The sequence below is a fragment of the Stenotrophomonas sp. genome (assembly GCF_050737575.1).
GTDB lineage: Bacteria > Pseudomonadota > Gammaproteobacteria > Xanthomonadales > Xanthomonadaceae > Stenotrophomonas.
On sequence record NZ_JBOHXW010000002.1, the window covers coordinates 653,111 to 670,461 of the forward strand.

General features: G+C 63.2%; 16 protein-coding genes. 15 read left to right on the plus strand and 1 reads right to left on the minus strand.

The genetic code is table 11. The features are described from left to right. Window positions 1–285: 285 nt before the first annotated feature. From hflK to radA, 7 genes are all read left to right on the plus strand, one after another. Complete coding sequence (hflK, locus tag ACREP4_RS06215) at window positions 286–1,395, plus strand: FtsH protease activity modulator HflK (RefSeq protein WP_431595281.1); 1,110 nt, start codon at window positions 286–288, stop codon at window positions 1,393–1,395. Continuing rightward, entirely contained in the window at window positions 1,392–2,255 is an 864-nt protein-coding gene (gene hflC, locus ACREP4_RS06220) for a protease modulator HflC (RefSeq protein ID WP_431595282.1), read from the plus strand. The genes hflK and hflC overlap by 4 nt, the downstream gene beginning before the upstream one ends. 274 nt (window positions 2,256–2,529) lie before the next feature. Then, entirely contained in the window at window positions 2,530–2,715 is a 186-nt protein-coding gene (locus tag ACREP4_RS06225; RefSeq protein WP_431595283.1) for a DUF2065 domain-containing protein, read from the plus strand. A gap of 246 nt (window positions 2,716–2,961) precedes the next feature. After that, window positions 2,962–4,254: an adenylosuccinate synthase gene (locus tag ACREP4_RS06230; RefSeq protein WP_431595284.1), complete on the plus strand. Its 1,293-nt coding sequence runs from the start codon at window positions 2,962–2,964 to the stop codon at window positions 4,252–4,254. Window positions 4,255–4,791: 537 nt separating this feature from the next. Beyond that, window positions 4,792–7,773 carry a TonB-dependent receptor domain-containing protein gene (locus tag ACREP4_RS06235; RefSeq protein WP_431595285.1) on the plus strand — a complete coding sequence of 994 codons (2,982 nt, stop codon included), beginning with the start codon at window positions 4,792–4,794 and terminating at the stop codon, window positions 7,771–7,773. A 113-nt stretch (window positions 7,774–7,886) separates the two neighbouring features. After that, on the plus strand, window positions 7,887–8,603 hold the full coding sequence (locus ACREP4_RS06240) for a helix-turn-helix domain-containing protein (RefSeq protein WP_431595334.1): 717 nt from the start codon (window positions 7,887–7,889) through the stop codon (window positions 8,601–8,603). A gap of 72 nt (window positions 8,604–8,675) precedes the next feature. Further along, window positions 8,676–10,061, plus strand: a complete 1,386-nt coding sequence (gene radA / locus ACREP4_RS06245) for a DNA repair protein RadA (protein ID WP_431595286.1) — start codon at window positions 8,676–8,678, stop codon at window positions 10,059–10,061. 85 nt (window positions 10,062–10,146) lie between these two features. Here radA and ACREP4_RS06250 read toward each other — a convergent pair whose 3' ends face one another. Further along, the gene (locus tag ACREP4_RS06250) at window positions 10,147–10,938 is read right to left on the minus strand and encodes a cytochrome C assembly family protein (protein WP_431595287.1); all 792 of its coding nucleotides are present in this window, start codon (window positions 10,936–10,938) and stop codon (window positions 10,147–10,149) included. A 110-nt stretch (window positions 10,939–11,048) separates the two neighbouring features. On the opposite strand from ACREP4_RS06250, the gene ffh reads away from it, so the two are divergent. From ffh to rplS, 8 genes are all read left to right on the plus strand, one after another. After that, window positions 11,049–12,428 carry a signal recognition particle protein gene (ffh, locus tag ACREP4_RS06255; protein WP_431595288.1) on the plus strand — a complete coding sequence of 460 codons (1,380 nt, stop codon included), beginning with the start codon at window positions 11,049–11,051 and terminating at the stop codon, window positions 12,426–12,428. A 40-nt stretch (window positions 12,429–12,468) separates the two neighbouring features. Further along, entirely contained in the window at window positions 12,469–12,903 is a 435-nt protein-coding gene (locus tag ACREP4_RS06260) for a hypothetical protein (RefSeq protein WP_431595289.1), read from the plus strand. A 32-nt stretch (window positions 12,904–12,935) separates the two neighbouring features. Further along, a complete protein-coding gene (locus ACREP4_RS06265) occupies window positions 12,936–14,009 on the plus strand; it encodes an NAD(P)H-dependent flavin oxidoreductase (RefSeq protein WP_431595290.1) in 1,074 nt (357 codons plus the stop codon). Continuing rightward, the gene (locus ACREP4_RS06270; RefSeq protein WP_431595291.1) at window positions 14,006–14,800 is read left to right on the plus strand and encodes an aminotransferase class IV; all 795 of its coding nucleotides are present in this window, start codon (window positions 14,006–14,008) and stop codon (window positions 14,798–14,800) included. Before ACREP4_RS06265 ends, ACREP4_RS06270 begins: the two co-directional genes overlap by 4 nt. 184 nt (window positions 14,801–14,984) lie before the next feature. Beyond that, window positions 14,985–15,245 carry a 30S ribosomal protein S16 gene (rpsP, locus tag ACREP4_RS06275; protein ID WP_057635769.1) on the plus strand — a complete coding sequence of 87 codons (261 nt, stop codon included), beginning with the start codon at window positions 14,985–14,987 and terminating at the stop codon, window positions 15,243–15,245. 42 nt (window positions 15,246–15,287) lie between these two features. Further along, window positions 15,288–15,803 (plus strand): ribosome maturation factor RimM, encoded by a 516-nt coding sequence (gene rimM / locus ACREP4_RS06280; RefSeq protein ID WP_431595292.1) that lies wholly within the window; start codon window positions 15,288–15,290, stop codon window positions 15,801–15,803. A gap of 5 nt (window positions 15,804–15,808) precedes the next feature. Beyond that, window positions 15,809–16,585 (plus strand): tRNA (guanosine(37)-N1)-methyltransferase TrmD, encoded by a 777-nt coding sequence (gene trmD, locus ACREP4_RS06285; protein ID WP_431595293.1) that lies wholly within the window; start codon window positions 15,809–15,811, stop codon window positions 16,583–16,585. A 135-nt stretch (window positions 16,586–16,720) separates the two neighbouring features. Continuing rightward, window positions 16,721–17,146 (plus strand): 50S ribosomal protein L19, encoded by a 426-nt coding sequence (gene rplS / locus ACREP4_RS06290; RefSeq protein ID WP_431595294.1) that lies wholly within the window; start codon window positions 16,721–16,723, stop codon window positions 17,144–17,146. Window positions 17,147–17,351 lie beyond the last annotated feature (205 nt).

Below are 17,351 nucleotides of genomic sequence, written 5' to 3' on the forward strand. Positions count from 1 at the left end.
TGCTTTGGAACGGATGTCCAACGATAGCGGTTGGGAAACGGCAGGTCTGCCCTTATTCCTAGTGAAGGCAGCTCCATTTGGGGTTTGCCAGCTGACGACAGGCCCGGCGCGCACCGGGCCGGCTTTTCGCGGATAAGCTGGTGGCTTAACCGATCGGCGGGAAACGCCTCCGATTGCCGAAGCGCTGAACCAGTTCACAGACTCCCTTGTTAGAATCGGGATTCGATTGATGGCCGGGCAGGACGGGGAGCGACCCGCACACCGGCCCTTACAGATGGAGCATGCATGGCCTGGAATACACCCGGCGGCAATAGTGGGGACGACAATCGTGCGCCCCGCAAGCCACGTGGCGGCAATGGAGGCGGTTGGGGCGGTGGCTGGGGCGGTGGTTTGCCCGGGCCGTTGCGCGACCTGTTTGATGGCGGCATTTGGCGCTGGGTGCTGGTTGCACTGGCTCTGCTGCTGTTGTTCTCCAGCTTCCAGCTGATCGGCGAACAGCAACGCGGCGTGGTGCTGCGTTTTGGCGAGTACTCGCGGATTCTGCAACCGGGCCCGAACTTCAAGCTGCCGTGGCCGCTGGAATCGGTGGTCAAGGTCAATGCCACCCAGATCAAAACCTTCAGCAGCAACGTGCCGGTGCTGACGCGCGACGAGAACATCGTCAACGTCGCGCTGAACGTGCAGTACCGCGTCGATGATCCGCGCCTGTATCTGTTCGGCACGGTCGATGGCGATCAGATGCTGGAGCAGTCCGCGCAGAGTGCGGTGCGTGAGCAGGTGGGCCGTGCCGACCTGAACACCGTGCTCAACAATCGCGGCCCGCTGGCCGTGGTGGCAGAGCAGCGCCTGCAGGCCTCCTTGAAGGACTACAACACCGGCCTGAGCGTCACCGGGCTGACCCTGCCTGACGCGCGTCCGCCGGAAGAAGTGAAGCCGGCCTTCGACGAGGTCAACGGTGCCCAGCAGGTCAAGGAACGTTTGATCAACGAAGCCCAGGCCTATGCCGCCAAGGTTGTGCCGGAAGCGCGTGGTCAAGCCTCGCGTGCCCGTACCACCGCCGAAGGTTACAAGCAGGCCATTGTTGCCCGCTCCGAGGGTGATGCACGTCGCTTCAGCCTGTTGCAGGCCGAGTACAAGAACGCGCCGGAAGTCACCCGCAAGCGCCTGTGGCTGGAAACCGTGCAGCAGGTGTTGTCGGAAAACCGCAAGGTCATTGGTGGCGATGGTCGCCAGTTGATCTATGTGCCGATGCCGGCCGACGCGAAGTCCACGGGCAATGCCCCGCAGCTGACCCCGGACATGGTGGTGCCGGCCTTGCCGGCAACGACCGACAGCATTCGCAACCCGGACCGTACGGTCTCACGCTCGGCAAATCGTGAGGAGGCAGGCCGATGAAAAATTCCCTTGGAATCGGCCTGCTGGTCGTGGTGCTGCTGGGCCTGTTGGGTTCGGTCTACGTGGTGCGTGAAGACCAGACGGCGATGGTGTTGAACCTGGGCAAGGTGGTGCGCGCGGACATCAAGCCGGGCCTGCACTTCAAGGTGCCGCTGGTGGAAACGGTGCGTGTATTCGACCGTCGCCTGCAGGTGCTCGACACCGCCCCGGCGCGTTACTTCACTGCCGAGCAGAAGGACGTCAGCGTTGACTTCTTTGCCATCGGTTACATCTCCGATGTGCGGGCGTATTACCGCGCGACCGGTGGTGACAGCAAGGTGGCCAATGCCCGCCTTGCGCCGATCATCACCGACTCGCTGCGTAACCAGATCAACTCGCGCACCTTGCAGGCGCTGGTATCCGGTGACCGCAGCGAGCTGATCGCCGGGCAGCTGAAGAGCATCAACGAGGCCATCAAGACGTTGGGCATGCAGATCGTCGACCTGCGCATCAAGCAGATTGACCTGCCGACCGACAGCCAGGTGATCACCGACGTTTACGAGCGCATGCGCGCCCAGCGTAAGCAGGAGGCCGCCAAGTTGCGCGCCGAAGGCGAAGAGCAGTCGTTGACCATCCGTGCCCAGGCCGATCGCGAAAGCACGGTCATCGTGGCCGAGGCTGAGCGTGACGCCCAGCAACTGCGCGGTGAAGGCGATGCGCAGGCAGCGGCGATCTACGGCAAGGCCGGTTCGGCCGACCCGGCGTTCTATTCGTTCTACCGCAGTCTTGAGGCCTATCGCGGCTCGATGACCGACGGCAACGGCGTGATCGTACTCGACAAGAACGACCCGTTCCTGCAGTACATGAAGAGCGATCGCTGATCGGCTGATCGCCGCTTTTAGCCCCTCTCCCGCGTGCGGGAGAGGGGTTGGGGTGAGGGTAGGCTTCTAGAGCCTTTAAGAGATCCCCCATCCGCCCTACGGGCACCTTCCCCCGCAAGCGGGAGAAGGGATAGTCAAAAGCCAAAGCCAAAGCCAAGGCTCAAAGCCAAAGCCAAGGCTCAAAGCCAAAGCCAAGGCTCAAAGCCAAAGCCAAGGCTCAAGGCCAAGGCTCAAAGCCTGGGCCTAAGTCCCCCGGCTCCAAGCCCACCATCCTATGAAAGACCTCCTCTCCGCACTCTGCCTCGTGGCCGTTCTCGAAGGCCTGTTCCTGTTCGCCACGCCATTGGCCTGGAAGCGGATGGCCTCGCAGATGCTTGAACTCCCAACATCCTCGCTGCGAAAAATGGGCGCTCTGGTACTGCTGGCCGGGCTGGTCGCGCTGTGGTGGTCACGCCACTGAACGCGGGACGACCGGTGCCAGTGAGCTGAACCCCAAGGGGTGGTAGCCGTCAGGCAAAACCCGGATAATCCACAAAAGCCGGTCGGGCTAGCTCCTTACAGAGCGTCCCGTTCGGCTTTTTCCGTGTATGGCCCTGGCGTTTGCCGGATGCTCCCCGATGGAGCGTCCTGGATGGCAAACCAAGGGCAGCGCACGGCCCCGTCCGCGGCCCCGATGGTCGCAGCAAAAATTCAGGAGTTACCCGTCATGGGTCAATCAGTTGTTGTTCTCGGCGCCCAGTGGGGCGATGAAGGCAAGGGCAAGATCGTCGATCTGCTGACCGAAGAAATTGGTGCAGTGGTCCGTTTCCAGGGTGGCCACAATGCGGGCCATACGCTGGTCATCAACGGCAAGAAGACCGTCCTGCACCTGATTCCGTCCGGCATTCTGCGCGATGACGCGCTGTGCCTGATCGGCAATGGCGTGGTGATTTCTCCGGCCGCGCTGTGCAAGGAAATCGAAGAGCTGGAAACGGCCGGCGTTGAAGTGCGTTCGCGCTTGAAGATCTCCCCGGCTGCGCCGCTGATCATGCCGTACCACATTGCTCTGGATCAGGCCCGTGAGAAGGCTGCTGGCGGCAAGGCCATCGGCACCACCGGCCGCGGTATCGGCCCGGCGTATGAAGACAAGGTGGCGCGTCGCGGCATTCGCGTGGCCGACCTGCATTACCCGGAGCAGCTGGCTGAGAAGCTCAAGGCCGCGCTGGATTACCACAACTTCGTGCTGACCAAGTACCTGGGCGTGGAAGCGGTGGATTTCGACACCGTCTACAAGGAAGCGCTGGCTTTCGGCGAATACGTCGAGCCGATGAAGTCCGACGTTGCGGGCATCTGCCACGACCTGCGCAAGCAGGGCAGGCGCGTGCTGTTTGAAGGCGCACAGGGTGCACTGCTGGACATCGACCACGGCACCTATCCGTACGTCACCAGCTCCAACACCACGGTCGGCGGTGCGCTGGCCGGTGCCGGTGTGGGCGCCGATGCCATCGATTACGTGCTGGGCATTGCCAAGGCCTACGCAACCCGCGTTGGCGGCGGCCCGTTCCCGACCGAACTGGACGACGAAGTCGGCCAGGGCATCCGTGACCGTGGCGCCGAGTACGGCGCGTCGACCGGCCGCCCGCGTCGCTGCGGCTGGATGGACATTGTCGCGCTCAAGCGCGCAGTGGCCATCAACGGCATCTCCGGCCTGTGCATCACCAAGCTGGACGTGCTGGATGGCATGGAAAAGCTGAAGATCTGCATCGCCTACGAATACCGTGGCAAGCGTACCGAATACGCGCCGCTGGACGCGCAGGGTTGGGAAGAATGCACGCCCGTGTACCTGGAGTTCCCGGGCTGGACCGAGAACACCCACGGCGTCACCGAGTGGGACAAGCTGCCGCCGGCTGCACGTGCGTACCTGCGCGCGCTGGAAGAACTGGCCGGTTGCCCGATCTCGATCGTGTCGACCGGTCCAGACCGCGATCACACCATGGTCCTGCAGGATCCGTGGGGCTGATCGTAGCCACCGCTACATCGCATGATTGAAAAAGCCCCGCTTCGGCGGGGCTTTTTTGTGCTGATTCGTAGCGTGCGTGGAGCCGGGCAGCGTTCTTCCAAACGCAGCAGCGCATGATTCGGGCTGGTTGAGCGAAGTACTGACAATGCTGGCCGCTGACTTGTCAGCATCTGACCAGAGTCCTTGTAGTCAGCAATTGTCGCTGCCGCAGGATGTGGGCCCGGATAAATGTCATTGCCATTGGTACTGAACATCGGCGCAGGTTCGCTGTGCTGAATTCGGCGGAATATCCCGATGAAACTGTTTCAAATGTTTCATGTGAGACGTTTTCGGCAATCCGCCAGAAACCGACTTTGCCGAATTCGGCCATTGGTTGAGTCGAAACGTTCAAGACGGCGTTCCCGCTGTACCCGGAATATCTGTCACGCAGTTGTCTTGTGCCGAAACGAGCAACGGCAGGCGCGGTGATTTCGCCAAGGGGGGCGCAGATCGCAGCGATCAGGGGCGGGCTGGCATTTCTTAACTTCCGGGGTAGCTATGAACGGCATCAGCAAGACGCGGTGGGCAGCACAGCAGGGTGGGCGGCGGTCGGTGCGGTTGGCAGGATTGGCGATGGCCTTGGGGCTGGCCATGCAGGCGCAGGCGCAGTCCATCACCGGTGGCTTGTATGGCACGACCAGTGAGAGCGGCGTGGTGGTGGAAGTCAGTCGCGACGCCAGCGGTTTTGCCAAGGTCATTAACGTCAATCGCAATGGCCAGTACAGCCTCGATCAACTGGCGCCGGGTGTTTACCAGGTCAAGGTGATGCGCGATGGCCAAGTGCTGAGCACCCGCAGTGTGAACGTCGTGGCGAATGCGGCGTCGGCGGTGCCGACAGCGGCGCAGGCCACCGAGTTGGGCACGGTGACGGTGACTGCCAGCAACTTGAACACAGTGATCAATCCGATCGATGTCAGCACGCCGGAGTTGTCCAGCATCTACACCGCGGATCTGTTGGCCGATCTGCCCGTCAGCCAGACCAGCATTTATGCGCTGGCACGGCTGGATTCGTCCACGGTGATGGGCAGAAGCTTCGCGCAGATCGGCGGCGCCAGCGAAACCGAAAACCGCTACTACTTCAACGAATTCGACACGTCCTACGACGTCACCGGCGCCGGCGCCATCGTGTTCCCGCAAGTGGCCGTGGCCAGTACCCAGTTGATCACCGGCAGCGGTGGTTTGGGCTGGACCAGCACCACCGGCGGTATTTCTTCGGCCACGCTCAAACAGGGCAGCAACGAAGTGCATGGCGGTTACAGCCTGTACTACACGCCACCGACCTCCAGCGCGCTGCGTCCGCGTGGCCAGGACCGCTACAACGTCATGGGTTCGCCCAGCCTGTACCAATCGGACAACAGTAATGGTCATACGGCCCAGCACTATGTGTGGGGCTCGGGCCCGATCGTGCGCGACCGTTTGTTCGCCTATGTGTTGTACGGCCGCGACCCCGGTACGGAAACGCGCAGCTACACCGCCAACACGCGTACGGATACGCGTCGCAACAGCAAGGAAGGGTTGATCAACCTGACCTGGAACATCACCGACGATCAGTCGCTGAACGTCGCCGCTTACCGCAACGAGTACGCCACCGATTATCACCTCGCGCTCGCGCAGAGTGACAGCGTCGCCTATGACCCATCGCAGTCGAGCTATGGCGAGTCGAGCTGGAGTGACCTGCAGACCAAGCAGAAGCTGGTGATCGGCAACTACAACTGGCGCATCAACGACAACCTGCGTCTGCGCCTGATGGGCGGCACCATGCGTTACGACTACAAACAGTCGACCGAATTGTCCGGTGTGCCGTACATCGGCGAGTACGACTATGCGACCGGCGTTGAGCGCACGATCAGCCCGGGCGAGGCCTGGGCACCGCTGAATTACTACTTCGACAAGAAGGGCTTCAAGGGTGATGTCACCTGGAACATCGGCGACCACGAAGTGGTGCTGGGTGGCGAGTTCTATCGCAACAATTACTACTACCAGCCTGAGACCAACCCGGCCGGTTATTACTACTACTACCTGAACTACCCGTACCAGATCGGCAGCTTCACGCCGCCGGGCGATGTGGTCTACAAGTACGAGTACGCCATCGGTGGCGAGTTCGAGAGCAAGCAGAAGGGCATTTACCTGTACGACAACTGGCAGGTGTCGCCCAACGTGCGGGTGATGTTTGGCGGACGCTGGGATCAGATGGAAAACCTGACCTCCACCGGCACGCAGTTCCTGGATATGGACTTGTTCTCGCCGCGTCTGGGTGTTTCCTGGGACGTGCGCGGTGACAGCTCGTTGAAGATCGGTGCCAATGTCGGCCGTTACACGCTGCCGATGCCTTCGACACTGAGTTACCTGATCGCCTCGGCGCAGACCTACAAACTCAGCTACCACACCTACACCGGCCGCAACCCGGACGGCAGCCCGACCGGTCTGAATACCGTTGCCGACTATGTGTATTACGACGGCACGTTGCCGGAGATGTCGGCGGTGGTCAGCCGCAACATGAAGAACACCTACCAGAACGAATACCAGGTGTATCTGCAGCAGCAGTTGTCACCGACCTGGTCGTTCCTCGGGCAGGCGGCGTTCCACGATCTCAAACGCATCGTTGACCAGACCTGTGACCTGGACGGGCGCATCAGTGATTACGTGCGCGACAACGGCCATGCCGGTTATGGCGGGTTGACCGGCGGTGGTGGCTGTATCGAGTTCAATCCTGGCAGCAACATCGTGCTGCGGGATTACCTGGATGGCGATGACGTGCTGCAGGACATCGTGATTCCCAACAGCTACCTCGGCATGCCAAAGGCCAAGCGCCGTTACCTGAAACTGGGCGCGCAGCTGTCGCACCAGCGCAGCGCGGAGGAGCCGTATTACCTCAACCTCAGCTACACCTGGTCGCACCGCTACGGCAATCACGATGGCTACACCAATCTGACCCGCTCCAATGATCCAAAGCCGGGCACCAGCGGCAATTACCAGTTCCTGCAGAACACGTTTGGCAGCAACGGCAACCTCAGCGGTGACCAGCGACACAGCCTGGTCGCCAACGGGGTTTACTACTTCGGCAGCGGGCTGCGCGTTGGCTCGGTGCTGAACGTGGCAGCGGGGATTCCGCAGAGCTGCATGGGCGTCTATCCGGACAACAGCCCCGAGTTCGATCTGCTGGTGCAGGCCGGCGCGGTGACCCATTACTGCAACGGCGTGCTGTCGCCGCAGGGCAGCGGCGGCAAGACCGACAGCACCTGGCGCTGGGACGTCAGCGTGGGCTACGACTTCAACTTCGGCCGCGTCCGGGCCCAGCAGTTGAGCCTGGATCTGTCGGTCACCAACGTCAGCAACAACGACGCGGTGACCCAGCGCGACATGGTCTCGGCGACCGGCCTGGACGCGAGCGGCAAGGTGGTGCCGCTGCCGTCGTTCCGCTCGGTGACGGCGCTGCAGGCGCCGCGCAGCACCAATCTGTATCTGCGTTACAGCTTCTGATCCGGGCGGCGGGTGCGGGACCCTTGTGTCCCGCACCCACTTCTGTGGCATCGTGGCGCCCCCGGCATTGTCCGGACGTCCTTCCCGTCCCCCGTCCGCTTGCCCAGTTGTCTGTGATGCGAATCGACCCCGCCGAAATCGAAGCCCTGTTCAATGCCATTCCCAGCGTGCTGTTCTTCGCCAAGGACACGCAGGGGCGCTATACGCACGTCAACCTGACGATGATGCACCGGCTGGGAGTGAAGTCGCGTGGCGAGGTCATCGGCAAGCGTGCCGACGAGGTGTATCCGGCCGGCATGAGCGAGGCGTATGTCGAGCAGGACGCGCGGGTGTTGGCGGGCGAAGTGGTCGAGAACGTCATGGAGCTGCAGTTGCTGGCCAATCAGCAGCCGGGTTGGTGCCTGACCTGCAAGCGGCCGATTGTCGAGAACGGGGTCGTGGTCGGTTTGATCGGTATTTCGCGTGACCTGGGCCAGCGCGGTGGGCTGGAATCACAGTACGAGCCGCTGCGCTTGGCGTTGGATTATCTCAACACGCATTACGCCGAAAACGTGCGCATGCAGACCTTGCTGGATATCACCGGGTTCTCGCTGTCCAAGCTGGAGCGCTCGTTCCGCAAGGTGTTCCAGATGACGCCGCAGCAGGTGCTCACGCGTCTGCGCATCCAGATCGCGCTGCACCTGCTGCACGGTGACGAAAGCGTGGCCAGCATCGGCCAGGCCTGTGGTTTCAGTGACCAGAGCGCGTTCACCCGCAAATTCAAGGCGGAAGTCGGCATGGCGCCGCGCCAGTACCGGGCGATGATCGCCGCAAGAGCCGCGCAGGGCTGATTCGCGCCGGGTTGTCGCAACCGTTGCGACCGGGCTCGGCTATCCTGCGCTTCCCCGCAGGCAGGAACCTCCATGGCAAAGATTCGCAGTAGCGCGTACGTCTGCACGGAATGTGGTGCCGAGTACAACAAGTGGCAGGGCCAATGCACGGAGTGCGGCGCCTGGAACGTGCTCAGCGAAATCGTGCTGGAAAGTGCTGCCGCCACGAAGTCGCCGGCGTCGCGCCGCAGCGGCTGGGCCGGCAAGGTGGATGCGCCCAAGATCACCGCGCTGAAGGATGTGCAGCAGACCGAACACCTGCGCGTGTCGACCGGCATCGGTGAGTTCGACCGTGTGTTGGGTGGCGGCTTGGTCGAAGGTGCGGTGGTGCTGGTCGGCGGCGATCCGGGCATCGGCAAGTCGACCTTGCTGCTGCAGGCCGTGGCAAAAATGGCCAGTACGCTGCCGGTGTTGTACGTGACCGGCGAAGAGTCGCTGGCACAGGTCGCCGGTCGCGCGGTGCGTCTGGATCTGCCGTTGGAAGGCCTCAATGGTTTGGCCGAAACCGGCGTCGAAAACATTCTGCAGCACGCTGCCACGGCGAAGCCGAAATTGATCGTGGCCGATTCGGTGCAGACGCTGTGGACCGAATCCGTCACTGCTGCGCCAGGTTCGGTGAGCCAGGTGCGCGAGAGTGCCGCGCGTTTGGTGCGTTTCGCCAAGGAGACCGGCACCGCCGTGTTTCTGGTGGGCCACGTCACCAAGGAAGGCGGCATTGCCGGCCCGCGTGTGTTGGAGCACATGGTCGATGCGGTGCTGTATTTCGAGGGCGAGAGCGGCAGCCGCTTCCGCGTGCTGCGCGCGTTCAAGAACCGCTTCGGTGCGGTGAATGAACTGGGCGTGTTCGCGATGGGCGACAAGGGGTTGAAGGAAGTGCCCAACCCGTCGGCGATCTTCCTGTCCGGCGGCAGCACACGTCAGCCCGGCAGCTGTGTGATGGTCACCCGAGAAGGCACGCGCCCGCTGCTGGTGGAAGTGCAGGCGCTGGTCGATTCATCGCCACTGTCCAATCCGCGCCGTGTCGCGGTGGGGTTGGAACAGAATCGCCTGGCCATGCTGCTGGCCGTGCTCCACCGTCATGGCGGTGTGGTGGTCGGCGACCAGGACGTGTTCGTCAATGTGGTCGGCGGCATTCGCGTGCAGGAAACCGCGGTCGATCTGCCGGTGCTGCTGGCGGTGTTGTCGTCGCTGCAGGACCGGCCATTGGCGGAGAAAACCATCGCCTTCGGTGAAGTCGGTTTGTCCGGCGAAATCCGCCCGGTGCCCAATGGCGAAGACCGCCTGCGCGAAGCGGCGACGCACGGCTTCAAGCGCGCGATTGTGCCCAAGGCCAATGCGCCCAAGAACGGCTCGGTGAAGGGCATGGAAGTGATCGCGGTGGAGCGCTTGTCCGAGGCGCTGGAAGCTGCGGCGGAGTAGGGGGCATGGCTCGTAGTGCCGAGCCATGCTCGGCAGCGGCTTTCCCGGTAATGCCCGTTGCCGAGCATGGCTCGGCACTGCGGATTCAGCCGCGGCCCAGCACCAGCTCAATCACAAAGCGGCTGCCGAAGAAGGCAAACAGCAACAGTGCCATCGCGCTCAAGGTCCAATGCACCGCCTTGCTGCCGCGCCAGCCGTAGCGGCGGCGGCCGATCAGCAAGGTGCCGAACACAATCCACGACAGCACGCTGAGCACCGTCTTGTGCACCAGCTTCTGTGCCAGCAGGTCATCGACGAACAGCACACCGGTCACCAGCGTCAGTGTCAGCAGGCTGAAGCCGACGGTGATGGTTCGGAACAGCAGGGTTTCCAGATCGGCCAGCGGCGGCAGCGCACGCAGCCACGGGCGGAAATCGCGGCGGCGCAAGGCGCGTTCCTGCAGCCACAGCATGATCGCCAGCAGCGCGGCGATGCTCAGCGTGGCGTAGGCCAGCAATGCCAGCCAAGCATGCGCGGCCAGGCGCCAGCCCAGCAGTTTGCTCGGTTCGTGGCCGTAGCCGTGATAGGCCAGCAGCAGGATGGCGGACATCGGGAACACCACCACGCCCAGCGCCGCCATACGGCCACGCGCGCCTACCAGCGCGGTCAACACGCTCATGCCCAGCCCGACCAGCGACATGGCCGCGAAGAAGTGCATGTCCGGGCCGCCTGTAGTTCGCACCGCCACCACCAGGTGGTAACCGCCATGCAACACCGCAGCAGTCACGGCCGGTGCCAGCCAGCTGCGCGACGGCGCAGAGCGGTCGGCGGCCAGGCCGCGAACGAGCAGGGCCGCGGCCGATAGATACAGGATCGTGGCGATGAGAACGATTGTCATCGCGTCAGTTTCGCACACGGGCCCGCTGCTGGCGATGCGAACCGGCGGGCAGCATGGCCGCCCGTTATACTTGCCGTCTCTGTTTCCACGATTTCTGCAGGTCCCATCGCATGTTTGAGTCACTGACCCAGCGCCTTTCCGGCACCATCGAGCGCCTGCGTGGGCGCGGCCGCCTGACCGAGGAAAACATCCGCGAGGCCACCCGCGAAGTCCGCATCGCCCTGCTTGAGGCCGATGTGGCCTTGCCGGTGGTGCAGGCGCTGGTGGAGAAGATCAAGGTCCGCGCGGTCGGCCAGGAAGTGCTCAAGTCGCTGACCCCGGGTCAGGCGCTGATCAAGATCGTGCGCGACGAGCTGACCGCCGTGATGGGCTCGCAGGCCACCGACCTGAACCTCAATGTGCCGGCCCCGGCCATCATTTTGATGGCAGGCCTGCAAGGTGCTGGTAAGACGACCACGGTCGGCAAGCTGGCCAAGCACCTGAAGGAAAAGCGCAAGAAAAAAGTGATGGTGGTCTCGGCCGACGTCTATCGCCCCGCCGCCATCGAGCAGCTGAAGACGCTGGCCGATCAGGTTGGCGTGCTGTTCTTCCCGTCGACCGCCGAGCAGAAGCCGGTGGACATCGTCCGCGCCGCCATTGATGACGCGCGCAAGTCCTTCGTCGACGTGCTGCTGGTCGATACCGCCGGCCGCTTGGCGATCGACGAAGCGATGATGGCCGAGATCAAGGCCCTGCACACGGCGGTCAATCCGGCCGAAACGTTGTTCGTGGTCGATGCGATGACCGGCCAGGACGCAGCCAACACCGCCAAGGCGTTCGGCGAAGCACTGCCGCTGACCGGCGTGGTACTGACCAAGACCGACGGTGACGCCCGTGGCGGCGCCGCGCTGAGCGTGCGTTACATCACCGGCAAGCCGATCAAGTTCACCGGTACCGGCGAGAAGGTCGACGGGCTGGATATCTTCCACCCCGAGCGCGTGGCCAGCCGCATCCTCGACATGGGCGACGTGCTGTCGCTGGTGGAGCAGGTTGAGCAGCAGGTCGACAAGGACAAGGCGCAGAAGCTGGCCGAGAAGGTCGCCAAGGGCAAGAAGTTCGACTTGAACGACATGCGCGACCAGCTGGAACAGATGCAGAACATGGGCGGCATCGGCGGCCTGATGGACAAGCTGCCGGGCATGGGCCAGATCCCCGAGCACCTCAAGCAGCAGGCATCGCAGAGCAAGGAAGTGCCGCGCATGATCGCCATCATCGGCTCGATGACCAAGAAGGAGCGCCGCAATCCGGGCCTGCTCAACGGCTCGCGTCGTGCCCGCATTGCACGTGGCTCCGGCACCCAGCCGGCAGACGTCAACAAGCTGATGAAGCAGTACATGCAGATGGAAAAGATGATGAGCAAGCTCGCCGGCGGTGGCATGAAGGGCATGATGCGCAACATGAAGGGCATGCTCGGCGCCATGGGTGGCAAGGGCGGCTTGCCGTTCCGTTGATCCAGGCCATTGAACTCAAACAAAGGGATGGGAAATGCGCATGAAGAAGGGAATTTTCTTGGCGGCGGTCGTGCTGGCACTCAGCGCATGCGGTGAAGATCGCTCGCTGTCGCAGAAGGCAGGCAGCGCGATCAGCGGCACGGCCACCGACTTTGTTGCAGGCTTGGGCGAGGGCGTGGACAAGCGCATGTCGCTGAAGCTGGACGTGGATGCGTCGGTCACCAATAACGGCATGACCGTGACGCTCGGCAAGAGCCGTGGCATGGGCTCCAAGGATGCGTCGGTTTACGTGGTGACCACCAAGCCATACAAGGGCGTCTTCATGGCGCGCGCGCTGGATGAAGCGGGTACCGAAATCGGGCGCTCGCGGGTGGATGTGGATTTCACTGCCGATGACGCCCAGTATGTGAACTTCACTTTCAACGAAGAGATGGACAGTCAGCTGGTGCGCTCCTACGCCCTCTCGCTTCGCTGAGCAGGGCAGGCCCCGGCGGCAACTTCACCGCCATGCACAACGCTGTCATTTCCTCCCGGGCCAACGCGTTCTGCGAGCGCTTTGGCGTTGAACTCCCGATCCTGCTGGCGCCGATGGCCGGCGCCTGCCCGGTGCCGCTGTCGGCGGCGCTTGCCAACGTTGGCAGTATGGGCGCGATGGGCGCAGTGCTGTCCACCCCGGAGCAGATCGGCCAGTGGATGGGTGCTTTCAGAACGCAGTCGCAGGGCCCCGCACAGGTCAATCTGTGGGTGCCGGATCCGGCGCCCGTGCGCGATGTTGCTGCTGAAGCGGCGACCCGCGATTTTCTTGGTAAATGGGGCCCACAGGTGCCGGCCGCTGCCGGTGATGCAGGCCCGGCCGATTTCGATGCCCAGTTTGAAGCACTGATTCAGGCGCGGCCTGCGGTGGCATCGACCATCATGGGCGTGCTTTCTGCTGCGCAGGTGCAGCGATTGAGAGCGGCGAATATCGCCTGGTTTGCGTGCGTCACTACGTTGGACGAAGCCTTGCAGGCACAAGCCGCCGGTGCGGATGCGGTGATCGCGCAGGGCATGGAGGCGGGCGGTCATCGCGGTGCGTTTGATGCGGCCAAGGCCGAATTGCAGATGAGCGGATTGTTCGCGCTGTTGCCGCGTCTGGCCGATCACCTGCAGGTGCCGGTGATCGCAGCCGGTGGCATTGCCGATGGTCGTGGTGTCGCCGCGGCGCTGTTGCTGGGTGCCAGCGCCGTGCAGGTTGGCACCGCATTTCTCGCTGCTGATGAATCCGATATTCCGCAGGCGTGGCGCTTGGCATTGGCCGAGTCCGAGCCGGAAGGTACACGCGTTACCCGCACTTTCAGTGGGCGTTTGGGCCGCGCGTTGAATACGGCGTATGTGCGTGCGGCCGAAGCCGCCGAAGCGCCGTTGCCGCAGCCGTATCCGGTGCAGCGCGGGCTTACCGCCGGGATGCGTCGCGAAGCGAATGCCGCCGATCAACTTGATGCGATGCAGGCATGGGCGGGGCAGTCGGCATGGTTGGCGCGTCGCGCACCTGCCGCCGACATCATTCGGACAATGTGGGCCCAGGCACAGGTGCTGCTGTGAGCCATCTGTTCTGCAACGGACAATTCGCTGATGCCAATGTATTGGGTGCGGCGTTGGTCAATTACGGCCACTTCACCTCGTTGCAGGTGCGCAAGGGCGCGGTGCAGGGATGGGTGTTGCATCAGCAGCGTCTGCAGCAGGCCACGCACGAGCTGTTTGATGCCGGGCTGGATGTCGCGCAGCTCACTGTGTGGCTGAAGGATGCGTTGGCGCAGTGCGATGCGTGCGATGCCTCGGTGCGGATCACCGTGTTTTCGCGTGCGTTCGATTTCCGCCAGCCACTGCGCGTCGTGCCGGTGGATGTGTTGATCGGCATTGCTGCGCCAGCCGCGATCTCGACGACCGCCCGCACGGTTGCGCCGCTGCGCTATCAGCGCGAACTGGCGCATATCAAACATGCAGGCACGTTCCCGTTGTTCCATCACCGTCGCCAGGCCATGCGCGAGGGATTTGATGATGTGGTGTTCGTCGACGGTGCGGGCAACGTGAGTGAGGGCAGTACCTGGAATCTGGCGTTCTGGGATGGTGCGCAAGTGGTGTGGCCGCAGGCAGCGGCCCTGCGCGGTGTCACGGAGCAATTGCTGATTGCCGGACTGGATCGGCTGGGGCAAGCGCAGGTGCGGCGCGAACTGGGACTGGCGACGCTGGCAGGTTTTTCCGGGGCGGTTGCCTGTAATGCCAGCGGCATGTGGCCGTTGTCGCGGGTGGGTGATGTGCCGTTTGTGCAATCGGAACAGCTGTTGCAGCAGTTGCAGCGGGCGCTGGATGAGGCGCCTTGGGTGGTGCTTTAGGGGGAGGGCCTCTCAGCCGACGCCGAAAGCGCCAGCAAGCCTCAAACCCGAAGATTCAGCCGTGCCAAGCCATCAGCCTGTTCAGCTTGGGCCATAAGGGCGGGGTTGGAATGGGCGGTAGGCGCCGCTATAATCGTCGGCTTACCGCGCCATCCTGGCGACTGGGCAATAAGGAAAAAACACCATGGTCAAGATTCGACTGACCCGCGGCGGCGCCAAGAAGCGTCCGTTCTACCACATCATCGTGACCGACGTCCGTAGCGCCCGTGACGGCCGCAACATCGAGCGCGTCGGCTACTACAACCCGGTCGCCCAGGGTGCAGAACAGCGCATCGTGCTGGACATCGCCGCTGTCGACAAGTGGGTCGCCAATGGCGCCCAGCTGACCGACAAGGTTCGCAACCTGTACAAGGAAGCGACCAAGGCCCAGGCCGTCGCGGCCTGATCCTGACGGGCCGCGCGAAAGCGCGGCCCGATGGTTTCCGACATGAAGAAAGATTCCGAGCGCCGGATCCTGCTTGGCAGGGTTGCCGGCGCTTTTGGTGTGCGCGGCGAACTCAAGCTCGAGTCCTGGACCGAGCCGCGTTCTGCCATTTTCAAATATCAGCCTTGGATTCTGCGCACTCCCGCAGGGCAGGAATCCGAGCTTTCCGGTGTGCGTGGCCGTGATTCGGGCAAGCATCTGGTGGCCACGTTCCCGAACGTGACCGACCGTGATGTGGTCGAGTCGATGCGCGACACCGAGATCTACATCGCCCGCAGCGCCTTGCCGCCGCCGAGCCCGGATGAATATTACTGGGTCGATCTGGAAGGCCTGGATGTGCAGACCGTCGAAGGCGTCAAGCTGGGGATTGCCTCGCATTTGTTCAGCACCGGCTCCAACGATGTGTTGGTGGTGCGCGGTGATCGTGAGCGCATGGTGCCGTTCGTGATGGGCGACTTCGTCAAGTCGGTCGATTTCGACGCCAACCTGATCGTGGTTGACTGGGATCCGGAGTTTTAAGCCCGGTGCGCGTCGACGTCATCAGCCTGTTTCCGGAATTCCTCGCTCAGTCCGCTGGACTGGGCGTGGTTGGGCGTGCGCAGGAGCGCGGCCTGCTGGAATTGCATGGCTGGAACCCGCGCGACTTCGCCGAGGGTAATTACCGGCGGGTGGATGACCGTCCGTTCGGTGGTGGCCCCGGCATGGTGATGCTGATCGAGCCGCTGCGTGCCGCCTTGGCGGCGGCGCGCGCTGCTGATCCGCAACCGGCGCCGCTGATCTATCTCAGCCCGCAGGGCCGGCCGCTGACCCAGGCCAAGGTGCGCGAGCTGGCGGCAATGCCGCGGATGATCCTGCTGTGCGGCCGCTATGAAGGTGTGGACGAGCGTTTCCTGGCGTCTGAAGTGGATGAAGAGATTTCCCTCGGTGATTACGTGCTGTCCGGCGGTGAGCTGGGTGCGGCGGTGATCATCGATGCGGTTACCCGCTTGCAAGAGGGTGCCCTGAACGATGCTGAATCGGCGGTTCAGGACAGCTTTGAGGGCGACGGCCTACTGGATTGCCCCCATTACAGTCAGCCCTCCAGTCATGTGCTGGGCGATGTGCCAGACGTGCTGCGCTCGGGCAATCACGCTGCCATTGCGCGCTGGCGCCGGCAGCAATCGCTGCTGCGCACCGCGCTGCGCCGGCCTGACCTGCTGGACGAGGCGGCGCTGGGCAAGGCCGACCGCAAGCTGCTGGCTGAAGCCCGCGAGGCGCTGGCCGCCGATTCAGCTCCTACTGGCGCCAAGGGCGAACAATAGGCTAGAATTGCGAGTTCCCGTCGGTCCTTTGTGGCTGGCGTTGGAAACAAAACAATAAACGTGCAGCGCAATTCGGTGACTGCATGAGATTCCGCTGTCGAATGACACGCCCACCCGAACAATCGGTGTAATCCAATGAGCAAGCTGAACAAGTCCATCGTCGCGGAGTTTGAATCCGCCCAGGTCACCCGCGAACTGCCGAAGTTCAGCCAGGGCGACATCGTCGTGGTGAATGTGAAGGTGAAGGAAGGCGCACGTGAGCGTCTGCAGGCCTATGAAGGCGTCGTGATCGGCACCAAGAATGCCGGCCTGAACTCCGCTTTCACCGTGCGCAAGATCTCGCACGGCTACGGCGTCGAGCGCGTTTTCCAGACCCACAGCGCCGTGATCGACTCGGTTGAAGTGAAGCGCCGCGGTAAGGTTCGCGCCGGTAAGCTGTACTACCTGCGTGGCCTGGAAGGCAAGGCTGCTCGCATCAAGGAAGATCTGGCCGCTGCTCAGCAGGCCAAGGTTGCTCGTCTGGCCGCCAAGGCCGCTGCAGCTGCTGCTGCCGCCGAGTAATCCCGCTGACAGGCGCTTGCGCCTGTTTGCAAAGAACGGCCGCCTTCGGGCGGCCGTTTTGCGTTTGGGGGATTGGGGTGGGCGAGGGTGGAGGCGGGAGCTTTAGAAGCGCAGAAGCGCAGAAGCGTAGAAGCGTAGAAGCGTAGAAGCCCCCTCATCCGCCCTCCGGGCACCTTCTCCCGCAGGCGGGAGAAGGGACAGCCAG

Bases quoted from the DNA above. Each gene is read 5' to 3' on its own strand.
- hflK (WP_431595281.1), top strand. From the start codon at position 286: ATGGCCTGGAATACACCCGGCGGCAATAGTGGGGACGACAATCGTGCG.
- hflC (WP_431595282.1), top strand. From the start codon at position 1,392: ATGAAAAATTCCCTTGGAATCGGCCTGCTGGTCGTGGTGCTGCTGGGC.
- ACREP4_RS06225 (WP_431595283.1), top strand. From the start codon at position 2,530: ATGAAAGACCTCCTCTCCGCACTCTGCCTCGTGGCCGTTCTCGAAGGC.
- ACREP4_RS06230 (WP_431595284.1), top strand. From the start codon at position 2,962: ATGGGTCAATCAGTTGTTGTTCTCGGCGCCCAGTGGGGCGATGAAGGC.
- ACREP4_RS06235 (WP_431595285.1), top strand. From the start codon at position 4,792: ATGAACGGCATCAGCAAGACGCGGTGGGCAGCACAGCAGGGTGGGCGG.
- radA (WP_431595286.1), top strand. From the start codon at position 8,676: ATGGCAAAGATTCGCAGTAGCGCGTACGTCTGCACGGAATGTGGTGCC.
- ACREP4_RS06250 (WP_431595287.1), bottom strand. From the start codon at position 10,938: ATGACAATCGTTCTCATCGCCACGATCCTGTATCTATCGGCCGCGGCC.
- ffh (WP_431595288.1), top strand. From the start codon at position 11,049: ATGTTTGAGTCACTGACCCAGCGCCTTTCCGGCACCATCGAGCGCCTG.
- ACREP4_RS06260 (WP_431595289.1), top strand. From the start codon at position 12,469: ATGAAGAAGGGAATTTTCTTGGCGGCGGTCGTGCTGGCACTCAGCGCA.
- ACREP4_RS06265 (WP_431595290.1), top strand. From the start codon at position 12,936: ATGCACAACGCTGTCATTTCCTCCCGGGCCAACGCGTTCTGCGAGCGC.
- rpsP (WP_057635769.1), top strand. From the start codon at position 14,985: ATGGTCAAGATTCGACTGACCCGCGGCGGCGCCAAGAAGCGTCCGTTC.
- rimM (WP_431595292.1), top strand. From the start codon at position 15,288: ATGAAGAAAGATTCCGAGCGCCGGATCCTGCTTGGCAGGGTTGCCGGC.
- rplS (WP_431595294.1), top strand. From the start codon at position 16,721: ATGAGCAAGCTGAACAAGTCCATCGTCGCGGAGTTTGAATCCGCCCAG.